Source organism: Pseudomonas sp. MWU16-30316 (genome assembly GCF_020515645.1).
In the GTDB taxonomy this organism is placed as follows: Bacteria; Pseudomonadota; Gammaproteobacteria; order Pseudomonadales; family Pseudomonadaceae; genus Aquipseudomonas; species Aquipseudomonas cerasi.
In genome coordinates this window covers 126,015-138,691 of record NZ_JAIZAZ010000004.1, presented here as the reverse complement: position 1 = coordinate 138,691, position 12,677 = coordinate 126,015, and the positions used below count along the sequence as shown (strand labels likewise).

At 59.3% G+C, this 12,677-nt stretch carries 12 protein-coding genes; 4 read left to right on the top strand and 8 right to left on the bottom strand.

The genetic code is table 11. The features are described from left to right. The first annotated feature begins 108 nt into the window (after positions 1-108). Both ompR and LCH65_RS15310 read left to right on the top strand, forming a co-directional pair. The gene (gene ompR, locus LCH65_RS15315; RefSeq protein ID WP_003318889.1) at positions 109-849 is read left to right on the top strand and encodes a two-component system response regulator OmpR; all 741 of its coding nucleotides are present in this window, start codon (positions 109-111) and stop codon (positions 847-849) included. 163 nt (positions 850-1,012) lie between these two features. Further along, a complete protein-coding gene (locus LCH65_RS15310) occupies positions 1,013-2,323 on the top strand; it encodes an ATP-binding protein (protein WP_003432212.1) in 1,311 nt (436 codons plus the stop codon). Positions 2,324-2,577: 254 nt separating this feature from the next. On the opposite strand, the gene LCH65_RS15305 is transcribed toward LCH65_RS15310, so the two are convergent. The 4 genes from LCH65_RS15305 to LCH65_RS15290 all read right to left on the bottom strand — a co-directional run bounded on the left by LCH65_RS15305 (position 2,578) and on the right by LCH65_RS15290 (position 4,624). Next, positions 2,578-3,045: an inhibitor of vertebrate lysozyme family protein gene (locus LCH65_RS15305; RefSeq protein WP_003367410.1), complete on the bottom strand. Its 468-nt coding sequence runs from the start codon at positions 3,043-3,045 to the stop codon at positions 2,578-2,580. A gap of 2 nt (positions 3,046-3,047) precedes the next feature. Beyond that, positions 3,048-3,212 carry a DUF1328 domain-containing protein gene (locus tag LCH65_RS15300; protein WP_002555679.1) on the bottom strand — a complete coding sequence of 55 codons (165 nt, stop codon included), beginning with the start codon at positions 3,210-3,212 and terminating at the stop codon, positions 3,048-3,050. 56 nt (positions 3,213-3,268) lie between these two features. After that, entirely contained in the window at positions 3,269-3,556 is a 288-nt protein-coding gene (locus LCH65_RS15295; RefSeq protein WP_226439590.1) for a hypothetical protein, read from the bottom strand. A gap of 228 nt (positions 3,557-3,784) precedes the next feature. Then, positions 3,785-4,624 (bottom strand): BON domain-containing protein, encoded by an 840-nt coding sequence (locus tag LCH65_RS15290; RefSeq protein WP_003367404.1) that lies wholly within the window; start codon positions 4,622-4,624, stop codon positions 3,785-3,787. 197 nt (positions 4,625-4,821) lie between these two features. On the opposite strand from LCH65_RS15290, the gene algB reads away from it, so the two are divergent. Together algB and LCH65_RS15280 are read left to right on the top strand one after the other, a co-directional pair. After that, positions 4,822-6,168, top strand: a complete 1,347-nt coding sequence (gene algB / locus LCH65_RS15285) for a sigma-54-dependent response regulator transcription factor AlgB (RefSeq protein WP_003367401.1) — start codon at positions 4,822-4,824, stop codon at positions 6,166-6,168. Between the two features lie 10 nt (positions 6,169-6,178). Further along, the gene (locus tag LCH65_RS15280; RefSeq protein WP_044309700.1) at positions 6,179-7,966 is read left to right on the top strand and encodes a KinB sensor domain-containing domain; all 1,788 of its coding nucleotides are present in this window, start codon (positions 6,179-6,181) and stop codon (positions 7,964-7,966) included. 60 nt (positions 7,967-8,026) lie between these two features. Here LCH65_RS15280 and LCH65_RS15275 read toward each other — a convergent pair whose 3' ends face one another. The 4 genes from LCH65_RS15275 to LCH65_RS15260 form a co-directional block, all read right to left on the bottom strand. Next, positions 8,027-8,806 carry an N-acetylmuramoyl-L-alanine amidase gene (locus LCH65_RS15275; RefSeq protein WP_003367397.1) on the bottom strand — a complete coding sequence of 260 codons (780 nt, stop codon included), beginning with the start codon at positions 8,804-8,806 and terminating at the stop codon, positions 8,027-8,029. A 95-nt stretch (positions 8,807-8,901) separates the two neighbouring features. After that, complete coding sequence (locus LCH65_RS15270; RefSeq protein ID WP_226439589.1) at positions 8,902-10,974, bottom strand: GGDEF domain-containing protein; 2,073 nt, start codon at positions 10,972-10,974, stop codon at positions 8,902-8,904. Continuing rightward, positions 10,971-11,849: an endonuclease/exonuclease/phosphatase family protein gene (locus LCH65_RS15265; RefSeq protein ID WP_164989064.1), complete on the bottom strand. Its 879-nt coding sequence runs from the start codon at positions 11,847-11,849 to the stop codon at positions 10,971-10,973. Before LCH65_RS15265 ends, LCH65_RS15270 begins: the two co-directional genes overlap by 4 nt. A gap of 6 nt (positions 11,850-11,855) precedes the next feature. Further along, positions 11,856-12,500, bottom strand: a complete 645-nt coding sequence (locus LCH65_RS15260; RefSeq protein ID WP_003432225.1) for a thiol:disulfide interchange protein DsbA/DsbL — start codon at positions 12,498-12,500, stop codon at positions 11,856-11,858. Positions 12,501-12,677: the final 177 nt, after the last annotated feature.

Genomic DNA, 12,677 nt, shown 5'->3' with positions numbered 1-12,677 from the left:
CGAAAACGCAGGCACAAGTGTCGCCTCCAGTAAAATCTGCTAACAATGCACAAGGTGCGCATCACCGCAGCTACGCCATAATGCGCCCCGAGATCAGAGGAGCATCCGATGAGCAGCACCGCACAAAATGCCGAAGGCGAAAAAATCCTTATTGTCGATGACGATCCGGGGCTGAGCAGTCTCCTGGAACGTTTTTTCACCAGCAAGGGCTACCGTGCCCGCGCCGTGGCAAATGTGGAACAAATGGACCGACTGCTGGCCCGTGAGGTTTTCAACCTTGTGGTGCTGGACCTTATGCTGCCTGGCGAAGACGGCCTTTCAGCCTGTCGTCGTCTGCGTGCCGCGAACAATCAGGTGCCGATTATCATGCTGACCGCCAAGGGCGATGAGCTGAGCCGCATCAAGGGGCTCGAACTGGGTGCTGACGATTATCTGGCCAAGCCGTTCAACCCGGACGAGCTGATGGCGCGGGTCAAGGCGGTGTTGCGTCGTCAGGCGGCACCGGTGCCCGGCGCCCCTGGCAGCGAAGACGAGTCGGTCAGTTTCGGTGACTACGTGCTGTCTCTGGCAACCCGCGAGCTCAAGCGCGGTGAAGAAGTGCACATGCTCACCACCGGTGAATTCGCGGTACTGAAAGCGCTGGTCATGCACGCTCGCGAGCCGCTGACCCGCGACAAACTGATGAACCTGGCGCGTGGCCGGGAGTGGGATGCGCTGGAGCGATCCATCGACGTACAGATTTCCCGTCTGCGTCGCCTGATCGAGCCTGACCCGTCCAAGCCCCGTTATATCCAGACAGTCTGGGGCGTAGGTTATGTATTCGTTCCGGACGGTGCCGGAAGTCGCTGATAACCCGGTTGTCGGCACAGACATCCGTCATTGCTGCCAGTTACGTCGATAATCTTTCACAGGCTTATCGACGTACTGGTTTTTTGCGTTCGTCCATCGGGTCCGGCCCGCGTTCGGCAAACCTGCGAGCCTCGCTCGCCCTGCAAAGTGTATGGCTGCAGTTATGAAGACTCCGCTCTGGTTCCCGCAAAGCTTTTTCTCCCGCACGCTCTGGCTGGTGCTCATCGTCGTGCTGTTTTCCAAGGCCCTGACGCTGGTTTATCTGCTGATGAACGAAGACGTGCTGGTCGACAGGCAATACAGCCACGGCGTTGCTCTGACACTGCGTGCTTATTGGGCTGCCGGTGAAAGCGACCGCGATGCGATTGCCGAGGCGGCAGGTCTGATTCGGGTGGTGGGCGGTGGCGTGCCGGAAGGTGAGCAGCACTGGCCTTACAGTGAGATCTATCAGCGGCAGATGCAGGCGGAGCTGGGTGCCGATACGGAAGTGCGTCTGCGGGTACACGCGCCCCCCGCGCTGTGGGTGCGAGCGCCGAGCCTGGGTGACGGCTGGCTGAAAGTGCCGCTTTATCCGCACCCGTTGCGCGGTCAGAAAATCTGGAACGTGCTGGGCTGGTTCCTGGCCATCGGGTTGCTTTCCACGGCATCAGCCTGGATTTTCGTGCGTCAACTGAGTCAGCCGCTCAAGCGTCTGGTGTTTGCGGCGCGCCAGTTGGGGCAGGGGCGCAGCGTGCGGCTGCCGGTGAGTGACACACCGAGCGAGATGACCGAAGTCTATCGGGCCTTCAATCAGATGGCCGAAGACGTCGAGCAGGCCGGGCAGGAACGCGAGCTGATGCTGGCCGGGGTTTCCCACGACCTGCGCACACCGCTGACGCGCCTGCGCCTGTCTCTGGAGCTGATGAACGACAATGAGTTCTCCGAAGGCATGGTGCGCGATATCGAGGACATGGACGCCATTCTCGATCAGTTCCTGGCGTTCATCCGCGATGGCCGTGACGAGGAGATCGAAGAGGTCGATCTGGGGCATCTGGTGCGCGATGTGGTTGCACCCTTCAATGACGATGAAGACAGCATCCGTCTGTGTCTGGAGCCTATTCCGCCCTTCCCGCTGCGTCGGGTGTCGATGAAGCGCCTGCTGACCAACCTGATTGGCAATGCCAAGCACCATGCCGGCAACGGTATCGAAGTCGCTGCCTATGTATCCGGTGACCGAAACGCGCCCTACGTAGTGTTGAGTGTGCTGGACAGAGGGGCGGGCATCGATCCGTCCGAACTGGACACCATTTTCAACCCGTTCATTCGCGGTGATCGCGCACGCAGTGGCAAGGGCACCGGCCTCGGCCTGGCCATCGTCAAGCGTATTGCTGCCATGCACGGGGGTAACGTCGAGTTGAGGAATCGTTCGGGAGGTGGTCTTGAAGCACGCGTCAGGTTGCCACTGGGGCTGATGTTGCCGAGGGATGCAATTTAATACGGGATCGAAGCAGGAAGGAAATATAAAGCGCCGTGCAAGGTCACTGGAGGCGTTCGAAAGGTCGACGCATTCTCGTGGACTTGCACGGCGGCTTGCCTGACCCGGCCCTTGGCGGAGGTACTCCCTGTACCCCTAGGTCACGCCGATCCACTTGATCAACGCGTCCCGGCCCCCTGGTCATGCGCGTACCTTCCTCAGGCCGCACAAAGCCGAAAGGTGTCGACTCCTGGAGTCGACACCTTTCTTCTGAATCAATACCAGTTAGGGTCTTTGCGCAGCTCTTCATTCAAGAGCTTTTGCATACCCTCGTCAGGCTTACCCAGATAACGGTAAGTCGCGTGACGTGTTGGCGATTTGTCTGCGGGAAGACCGGCAGGCACCTCAACCAACATAGCGTAAGCATCTTCCTTGTCGAGGCTGAAAGCCACGATCAGGCGCTTGCTTTTGCACGTATCGGCCGTTTCGCAAAGCGGCCCAACCAGATAGTTGTCGCCATCTTCAGTGGCCGCCGTCATCTGCTGCTCGGAAGCACCGGACAGGTTGATCACCCAATCCGGCAAACGCTCTTCCTTCTTGACGACTTTCGCCCAGGTGGTGCGGTACTCGGGGGCGGAGCTCAGAAGCTCATTGACCCGAGACTGTCCATCATTGGCTGCCATGGCCATGACACTGCCACCCATCAACAGGGCGGCGGCCAGTGTGCGAAATGACGTGTGCATTATCAGCCTCGACCGCGACGACCGAAGAAGAACGACACAACGAACATCACAAGGAAGACGACGAACAGGATCTTGGCGATACCAGTAGCCGTGCCCGCGATACCACCGAAGCCCAGTACTGCAGCGACGATAGCGATGATCAGAAACGTGATTGCCCAACTCAACATGGTGATACTCCTTTTTGATGCCGTTTTAATAAGGGGGTGCTGCTTTTAAGGTCGGGTCAGAAAGCCCATTTTTGCTGTGGAGCGACTTCATCTACAGAAACCAGGCCGTCAACGTTGCGCAGGTTTGAGGACATGTCCTTGACCGCTGGAGCGCTGACGCCGCGATAGGAGATGCTGCTGGTCTGGATGAATTGCTGTTTTGGTTGAGTTGCCTCGTTGGCTTGATTCCAACGCTGGAACTGCTGAATGGCGATCAGAGTGACGAGCAGGGCAAGGAGCAGAAAAAGACCTTGCTGGATATGCAGGGGAGAGATACGCAATTGTGAAATACGCTGGCTGTTCATCTGCAAACTCCCCTGGCCTGAGTGGGCATTCAATCTGATGGGTCGTTGTGTATCGACCTTGTTGAATAGGTTATTGCAGACTGCATGCCAGTTTTTTGAGTGGATTAAAATCCTTTAAAATCAACAGCTTATTAAGTTTGACGAGAGCGTCCTACCAGCAAGCTGCACGATTACCCCTTTGTAATCGTGCGTTCTGCACGAAGCGTTCGACACTCCGGCCCTGAACTGTCAGCCTGCGCTGCGCGCCATGACCTTCAGTGCGTCGCCGTTGACGCCTTTTACGCCCCGAATATTTCGCGCGATTTCCACGGCCAGTTCCTTCTCGGCGAAGTTGGCAACCACGCCATTCAGGCTGACCACACCTGCCTTGGTGTCTACTTTGATATTCAGCCCATCCAGCGTCCGGCTGTAGATCAGGCTCGCCTTGACCTTGCTGGTGATCCAGGCGTCACTCATTTCCTCGGTCGGGGTCAGCGACTGTGGCTGGGTCTTGGCCGCAATCGAGTCGGCCGCGCTGAGGCTGATCAGGTTGTTGACACTGACCACGCCATCGGTATTACTCGCCAGGCTACCCGCCAGTTCCTTCGCTTCAGGGCTTTGCGCGCGGCCCTTGAGGGTGATCACGCCGTCCTTGCTGTCGACATCGATGGTCAGCGCTTCAGTCACGCTGCTCCACAGCAGTTTGGATTTCACCGTCGCGACCAGCGTCGCATCCTCGAAGCGCTGAGCCATGTTGGTCCGTGTGCCGGGCTCGCTGGCAACAGAAGGATCTACCTCCAGCTGGTTGTCCACCTTTTCAATGCCTTTGGTATCCAGCGCGATGCGTTCGGCCAGCTCGCGGTCCACTTCGTTTTCAACCTTGCCCTTTAGCGTCGCGGTGCCTTGTTCGACACCCACATCGATCTTGAACGGGCTCAGATGCTTGTTCAGCGCGAAAGCTGTCCAGATCGAACCTTCCTGACGCGCCTCGGCGAGTTGAGTGGGCAGGTCTGGCTGGGCGAGCACCGGGCCGCTGCCCAGCAGCGCAGCGGCGGCCGTGATCAGAGCAATCTTTTTCAGTGAAAACATAGGAGCGTTCCTTTTGCGGTGAGATCTCGTCTCCGAATGGACGGTTTTAACGGCATAAACGCGGATTAATCAGGCTGTTCGCCATTAGCTGATCAGAAAGCTACCATGCATGCCGAAGAATCAATCAGAATTGACCATGCAACTTGCCCGATGATTCCGAGACTAACTGAGACAATTCATTAAGGAGCGTAGGAAAAATGGAAGCAGCCACTGAGAATCAGGGCCGTATTCTGCTTGTGGACGATGAGTCCGCCATCCTCCGCACTTTCCGGTACTGTCTGGAAGACGAAGGCTACAGTGTCGCCACTGCCAACAGCGCAGCCCAGGCCGACACGCTCATGCAGCGTCAAGTATTCGATCTGTGCTTTCTAGATTTGCGTCTGGGCGAAGACAACGGCCTGGACGTGCTGGCGCAGATGCGGATTCAGGCGCCGTGGATGCGTGTGGTGATCGTGACTGCCCATTCGGCGGTGGATACCGCTGTCGATGCCATTCAGGCGGGCGCAGCCGACTACCTGGTCAAGCCGTGCAGTCCTGACCAGTTGCGCCTTGCAACGGCCAAGCAGCTTGAAGTCAGGCAACTGTCTGCCCGTCTCGAAGCACTGGAAGGCGAGGTTCGCAAGCCCAAGGATGGTCTGGATTCCCACAGCCCTTCGATGATGGCGATACTGGAAACGGCCCGTCAGGTTGCCGTGACCGATGCCAACATCCTGATTCTGGGCGAATCGGGTACCGGTAAGGGCGAGCTGGCCAGGGCGATTCATGGCTGGAGCAAGCGGGCCAAGAAGTCCTGCGTCACCATCAACTGCCCGTCGCTGACCGCAGAACTGATGGAAAGCGAACTGTTCGGCCACAGCCGCGGTGCCTTTACCGGTGCCAGCGAAAGCACGCTGGGCCGCGTCAATCAGGCCGATGGCGGCACCCTGTTCCTCGACGAAATCGGTGACTTCCCGCTGACGCTGCAGCCCAAATTGCTGCGCTTCATTCAGGACAAGGAATACGAGCGAGTCGGTGACCCGGTGACCCGCCGTGCCGACGTGCGCATCCTGGCGGCCACCAACCTCAACCTTGAAGACATGGTGCGCAGCGGGCGTTTCCGTGAGGATCTGCTGTACCGCCTGAACGTGATCACCCTGAATCTGCCGGCCCTGCGTGAGCGCAGCGAAGACATTCTGACCCTTGCGGACCGCTTTCTGGCGCGTTTCGTCAAGGAATACGCGCGTCCGGCCCGAGGCTTCAGCGAAGAAGCCCGTGCCGCGCTGCTCAATTACCGCTGGCCAGGCAACATTCGTGAGCTGCGCAACGTGATCGAGCGTGCCAGCATCATCTGTCCACAGGATCGCGTAGAGGTCAGTCATCTAGGCATGGCTGAGCAACCGACCAACAATGCACCACGTGTGGGCGCGGCCTTGAGTCTGGACGAGCTTGAAAAGGCACACATCGGGGCCGTACTGGCAACCAGTGAAACCCTTGATCAGGCCGCCAAGACGCTGGGTATCGATGCTTCGACGCTTTACCGCAAACGAAAACAGTACAACCTATGAAATACCTCAAATGAAGCTGGCCATGAAGTTGCGCACTCGCCTCTTCCTGAGCATCTCGGCGCTTATCACGGTCGCGTTGCTTGGGCTGCTGCTGGGGCTCGTCAGTGTCATGCAGATGGCCCGTACTCAGGAATCACTGATTCAGCATAACTTCGCCATCCTCGATCTGGGTTTGAAGTTGCGCCAGAACATGGGTGATCAACTGGTGTTGATGACCGGTGCCAATCGCAATGAGGCTGAGCTGGACAGAATCCAGCAGCAGTTCGAAGAACTGCTGGAGGAAGGGTCGGCGCAGGACACCCAGCAAAATGTGCGTAACGGATTTGAGAAGACCCGGGGCGATTATCAGCGATTCATTGCCACCTGGAAGCAATATGGCGATGATCCGCGAGGCATACGGGGCAACCCGCAACTGAGCGAGAGTTTCGACGCTCTGCGCAACGGTCTGCTGAGTGTGCATCGCAAGGCACTGGAGAACATCAGCACCGCCGAGATCAATTCCAGGGACCGTGCATTGTGGATCGCCGGCTTGTTGGGGCTGGTCGGGCTGGCGGTGCTGTGCATCGGCTTTGTGACCGCGCACGGCATCGCCCGCCGTTTCGGTGCACCGATCGAGGCGCTGGCCAAGGCTGCCGATCGCATTGGGGAAGGTGATTACGAGGTCACGCTGCCCATTTCCTCGGCCGCAGAAATGAACCTGCTGACCCGGCGCTTCGGCATCATGGCCGAAGCCCTGCGTCAGCATCAGGCGACCAACGTCGATGAGCTTCTGGCGGGCCAGCAGCGCCTGCAAGCGGTCCTCGACAGTATCGACGACGGCCTGTTGATGATCGATCGCCAGGGGCACCTGGAGCACCTGAACCCTGTTGCGCAGCGCCAGCTCGGATGGGACGAGAGTCGCCTTGGGCAAAGTCTCGGCGAGGCATTGAGCCGTCCAGAACTGGATGAGCAACTGCATCTGGTGCTGCGGGGCGGAACGCTGGAGCGCGCGCCGGAAGATCTGGCCATCGAAATCGACGGCGAGTCTCGATTGCTGACCTACAGCATGACACCGGTCAGTCACACCAAGGGCCACATCCTGGGTGCTGTGATGGTGCTGCACGACGTGACCGAACAGCGTGCTTTCGAGCGGGTACGCAGCGAGTTCGTCCTGCGCGCCTCGCATGAGTTGCGCACGCCGGTCACGGGCATGCACATGGCGTTCGGCCTCCTTCAGGAGCGTCTGCATTTCGCTCCCGAGTCCCGTGAGGCCGACCTGCTCAATACAGTCACCGAAGAGATGCAGCGCCTCATGCAGCTCATCAACGACCTGCTGAATTTCTCGCGTTACCAGAACGGTCTGCAGAAGCTGAAACTTGCACCTTGTTCCGTCGAGACCTTGCTGCAGGAGGCCAAGGCGCGCTTCGAGGATCAGGCCCAGGAGCAGGATATTGTGCTGATGCTGGATATGCAGGAGCCCATGCCGCGTCTGCATGCCGATCAGTCTCAACTGGAGCGGGTGCTGGATAATCTGCTGGACAATGCATTGCGTCACACGCCGCCGAACGGCCTGATCCGCCTGCAGGCCAGGCGTCACGGCGAGCGGGCGATCATAAGTGTCGAGGACAACGGTGAAGGCATTGCCTACGGACAGCAGGGGCGGATCTTCGAACCCTTCGTCCAGGTGGGTCGCAAGAAAGGCGGCGCCGGGCTCGGGCTGGCGCTGTGCAAGGAGATCGTCCAACTGCACGGCGGACGCATGGGCGTGTACTCAAGGCCAGGGCAGGGCACGCAGTTCTATATGGCTTTACCGCTCTGAGGGCTTGATCGCCAGGCCCTTATCGGCTGACTGAGGGCCAGCCCCCAGCCCCCATGCGCTTCAATTCGAGTGATTGAGCACCTGCAGGATGGCCGCGCTCTGTGCGTCGGGCTCTCCGTCGAAGCGTGCCGGGCGATAGTGCATCTGGAACGCGGCCAGTACCTGGCGCGTAGCGACGTCCAGCTCACCGGTTTGCGGAGTGCTGTAGCCCAGGCGTGCCAATTGCTGCTGGAACCAGGTGATGCTCGGCAGGTTGGCTGCCAGCAATGCCTGACGCTGGGCAACCTGGCGTTCGTCCGGCCAGTTCCCCAGACCTTCGGCAGCGAGGCGTTTCCACGGGAACAACGGCCCCGGGTCCTGCTTGCGCAACGGGGCGATGTCGCTGTGACCGATGATGTGTTTGGGGTCGATTTTGTTACGTTTGACGATGTCCTTGAGCAGGACAATGATCGACTGGGTCTGCGCTTCGGTGTACGGATACCACAGGCGACCTGTCGGCGTTTCCTTGAAGCCCGGGTTGACGATCTCGATGCCGATCGAACTGGAGTTGAGCCAGGTGCGGCCTTCCCACTCGCTTTCGCCGGCATGCCAGGCACGTGCGTTTTCATCGACCAGCTTGTAGATGGTGGCCTTGCTGTCGTCACCGATCAGGTAGTGGGCGCTGACCTCGCCATGGGTCAGTAATTGCAGCGAGCGTTCCAGCGACGCCGAGGTGTAGTGCATCACCACATACTGGGCACGGCCATCGAAATTTACCGAGGGGTGGCTGGTGTCCAGCCTGGGGCCGCTGGCGCAGGCAGTGAGGATGAGCATGATAAAGGCGGAGAAATACAGCTTCATGAGGTCGGCAGCGTCGGCAGGAAATGAAACATCATAACAAAATGTGTACAAATAGCATGGGCCGCCGACTATTTGTTCAGGTCAAAATGTTTCAGTCAGCCTTGTTCGATGCGGTTCCGGCCGTTCTCCTTGGCCTTGTAAAGCGCCTGGTCGGCACGTTTGATAGCGGTGTCGCTCCGTTCTCCGGGGCGAAAAGCCGTCAGGCCAATGGACACGGTGATGGTGACTCGCTCACCCTTGAAGTGGAAGGGGCATGACTCTACGGCGGCGCGCAGTTCGTCGAGCAGCGTCAGCCCCGTGGCAGGAGGTGTTGCAGGCAGCAGCATGACAAATTCTTCGCCGCCAAAGCGTGCGAGGAAGTCGTTGGCGCGCAGGCGTTTGCTGAACACATTGGCGACAATCTTCAATACCTTGTCGCCAGCCAGATGCCCGTAACCATCGTTGATGCGTTTGAAATGGTCCAGGTCCAGAATGCAGACCAACAGACTGTTTTTTTCTTCCTGCCACCGGGCCATCTCTTGTTCGAGGCGCTCGCCCCAGGCTGCTCGATTGGGCAGTCCGGTGAGCGGGTCGATCAGGGCCTTTTGACGCTGTTCTTCCAGGTGAGTCCTGAAACCCAGGGCTTCCTGTTCCATACTCGCGACGCGGGCTGCCAGACCTTGCAGTCGCGAGGCCACTTCGCGCTCGCGGGCATCGCGCTTGAGCTGGTAGTGATCCATGGTGCCGAGCAGGGCTTCAAGCCGATTGTCGAGCACCCGCTTGAGGCTGGGCAGATCGGAGGCGTCCTGAACACTGCTTTGCAGACCGCCCACTTGTTCGCGCAACTGGTCGTTGAGGTCGCGCGCGGTGGACTGATCCTCGGCGTGATCTTCACTGGCCGCCTGCAAGTGGCTCTGAAACGATTCGAGCCGTTCATTGAGCTGCTTGAGGTAGGTGCCGAACTCCTGTTGACCGCCGTTGTTGATCGCCAGCATCAGCACCGCCATATCGTCGAGGATCGGCAGCAATTCGTACCAGTTAAGCCCATGTTTCAAGCGTAACTGCATATCCTCGACCTGCGGGCGAAAGTGCTCGGAGAGGGTCAGGTCGTCCAGAAGGCCCAGCAGGGTTTGTTCAATATGCGCAGCCACCGAGCTGTAGCTGGGCTCGGGTGATGAGGGTAGCGCGTAGCCTTCTTCGCCTTCTGCCGTCTCGGGCTGCTGCTCGGCCTCTGCGTCGGGTTCTTCAACTGTCGCGTCGATTGGCGCGGGCCGTTGTTGATAGGGCACTGACGGAACAGGCGCCAGGAGATCCGCGAAATCGATGGGTTCGACAGTGACAGGTGCAGGTTCGGCGAAGGACTCTGCCGGTGCTGGAGCAATATCCGCAGCCGTGACCGATGGTGCAGGTTCTTCAGGCGTTGCAGCGGCGGGTGTCACGACGGCAGGCGTATCGTTTTCCGGGACAGGCGTGGGCGGTGTGCTGTCTGTGGCCGCGGTGGCTACGGTGGCAGGTGAGTCATCGACCTCGGCTTCGCCATGAGCGATGTCTGCCGGGGCGTGAGTGCTTGCTGCCTGCGGCTCTGCATCGGGCTCATGCGTGTCCGGTGCCGAGGTGGGGTCTTCGGGGTGAGCAGCCTCGGGATGAGTATCGTTGCCTTGGCCTTCGCGCGAACCGAACAGGCGTTGCAGCAATCCCTGGCGCGGACCTTCCTCGGGTTTTTCAACCTGCGTCAGGGCCTGGCCCTGCAAATTGCTCAACTCGCCGAGCAGCAGGGGCAGCTCACGGGCTTGTGAGGCACGCTCTTCAAGCTCCTTGGCAAAGCGCTTGAGTGGCTTGCGTACGTCGCGTGGCAGCGGCAATGACTGCAGTTGCGCAACCAGTGCGGTCAGTGCCGAGCTGATTTGCGCGGCCCGTACTTCGCGGCGTTGTTCAGAGTCCAGTACGGCCTTTTCGAGGCGCGGGATCAGGGCTGCCAGGCCCGCGTCCATATCATCCTTGCGGACAATTTCGCGCATCTCCTTCATGCATTCGTCGACGGCGCGGTCAGAGCCCTCAGCTGCCAGACTGCTGCGTACCAGACCGCGTCGCAACAAATCGAGCCGCGCATCCCAGCGTTTTTCGAGCTTGTCCTGTTGCTCGATCCCTTTAAGGTATTTCTCTTTCCAACGCTCCGCGTCGTCGCTCATGCAAGGCTTCCACCAGAGGGCACAGGCAGTGAGTCCCCACGCAGTGAGTCAGGCAGGCGAATCTCGACAGCGACAGGCAGATGATCGGAAATGGGCTGTGCCAGCACCTGCACACGTTCGAGCGTCAGGGTCGGGCTGAGCAAAATGTGATCGAGGCAACGTTGTGGTCGCCAACTGGGGAAGGTTGCTTCTATCTGCGGAGCCAAAAGCCCCAGGTCCCGTAGCGGCGAGTGTTCCAGCAGGTCGTTGGCATGGGTGTTCATGTCGCCCATCAGCACTTGATGGCGGTAACCGCCGATCAGTTCGCGAATGTAGGCGAGCTGCCGGGTTCGGGTTCGGGTCCCCAGCGCCAGGTGCATCATGACCACGACAAGGGCATCTTCGCCCTCGCCGAAGCGCACGAGAATTGCGCCGCGCCCGGCAGGACCCGGCAGCGGATGATCCTCGATCTTGGTCGGGCGCAGACGGCTCAACACACCATTGCTGTGCTGCGCCAGGCGCCCGAGGTTGCGATTGAGTTGTTGATACCAGTACGGAAAACCACCCAGCTGGGCAAGGTGCTCGACTTGGTTGATAAAGCCGGAGCGCATGCTGCCGCCGTCGACTTCCTGCAGTGCCACCAGATCGAATTCATTGATCAGATCGCCGATCTTCTGCAGGTTGCCAGCTCGACCGCCATGCGGCAGCAAATGCTGCCAGCTGCGCGTCAGGTAATGATGGTAGCGCTGGGTACTGATACCCACCTGGATATTGAAACTGAGCAAACGCAGCCTGCCGTCTTCCGGCAAGCCGTTTTGCAGCAGATGATGTTCGTTGACCTGCGGATCATGCAGGCCAACGATACGGGTACTGCCTTTGCCCCAGCGGCGCATGATGTGCGCTTACTTGGCGGCTGTGCTAGCCGCTCGCTCTTTGGCTATCAGTTGATCGGCAACTTCCAGGGTCTTTTCCGGACCACCGGCAGAACCCAGGTCAAAGCGGTACTTGCCATTGACGATCATGGTCGGAACGCCAGTCACTTCGTACTTCTTGGCCAGTTCCTTGTACTGGGCGATCTTGCCCTTGACTGCGAAAGAGTCGAACGTTTTCAGGAAGTCTTCCTTGTTCACGCCCTGTGTGGCGACGAAGTCAGCCATGTCATTCTTGTCGGTCAGACGCTTGCCGCCTTTCTGGATGGCTTCGAATACGGCCGCGTGAACCTTGTGCTCGACGCCCATGGTGTCGAGGGTGATGAACAGCTGGCCGTGTGCATCCCACGGGCCGCCGAACATGGCAGGGATGCGTACGAACTTGACGTCGGACGGCAGTTTTTCAATCCACGGATTGATCGTTGGCTCGAACGCGTAGCAGTGCGGGCAGCCATACCAGAACAGCTCGACGACTTCGATCTTGCCTGGCTCGGCAACAGGCACAGCGCTCGCCAGCTCGACGTATTGCTTGCCTGCCTCGATGGGCGTGGCGGCCTGGGCGGACATACCGAACAGACTGGCGGCAACCAGAGCGGCGCTGATGATCAGATTACGCATGCTTTACTCCTGAGCAGATTGAATCGCCTTCAAGCGACGGTGGTTTCGACCGGACGCGAAAGCCTGAGTTCGTTAGTGTAACGCTGAGGTTGTAAAAATGGGCGACCGCAGACGGCCTTTTTGCATAAGGAGTGAAGCAGGTCATGTCTGAATGTTCCAGCACACCGGTCAGAGCGG

What these genes read in the sequence shown, in the direction of transcription:
- LCH65_RS15280 (WP_044309700.1), top strand. Translation starts at nt 6,179, where the DNA reads ATGAAGCTGGCCATGAAGTTGCGCACTCGCCTCTTCCTGAGCATCTCG.
- LCH65_RS15295 (WP_226439590.1), bottom strand. Translation starts at nt 3,556, where the DNA reads ATGAACAGCCAGCGTATTTCACAATTGCGTATCTCTCCCCTGCATATC.
- LCH65_RS15270 (WP_226439589.1), bottom strand. Translation starts at nt 10,974, where the DNA reads ATGAGCGACGACGCGGAGCGTTGGAAAGAGAAATACCTTAAAGGGATC.
- LCH65_RS15310 (WP_003432212.1), top strand. Translation starts at nt 1,013, where the DNA reads ATGAAGACTCCGCTCTGGTTCCCGCAAAGCTTTTTCTCCCGCACGCTC.
- LCH65_RS15305 (WP_003367410.1), bottom strand. Translation starts at nt 3,045, where the DNA reads ATGCACACGTCATTTCGCACACTGGCCGCCGCCCTGTTGATGGGTGGC.
- LCH65_RS15260 (WP_003432225.1), bottom strand. Translation starts at nt 12,500, where the DNA reads ATGCGTAATCTGATCATCAGCGCCGCTCTGGTTGCCGCCAGTCTGTTC.
- algB (WP_003367401.1), top strand. Translation starts at nt 4,822, where the DNA reads ATGGAAGCAGCCACTGAGAATCAGGGCCGTATTCTGCTTGTGGACGAT.
- LCH65_RS15290 (WP_003367404.1), bottom strand. Translation starts at nt 4,624, where the DNA reads ATGTTTTCACTGAAAAAGATTGCTCTGATCACGGCCGCCGCTGCGCTG.
- ompR (WP_003318889.1), top strand. Translation starts at nt 109, where the DNA reads ATGAGCAGCACCGCACAAAATGCCGAAGGCGAAAAAATCCTTATTGTC.
- LCH65_RS15300 (WP_002555679.1), bottom strand. Translation starts at nt 3,212, where the DNA reads ATGTTGAGTTGGGCAATCACGTTTCTGATCATCGCTATCGTCGCTGCA.
- LCH65_RS15275 (WP_003367397.1), bottom strand. Translation starts at nt 8,806, where the DNA reads ATGAAGCTGTATTTCTCCGCCTTTATCATGCTCATCCTCACTGCCTGC.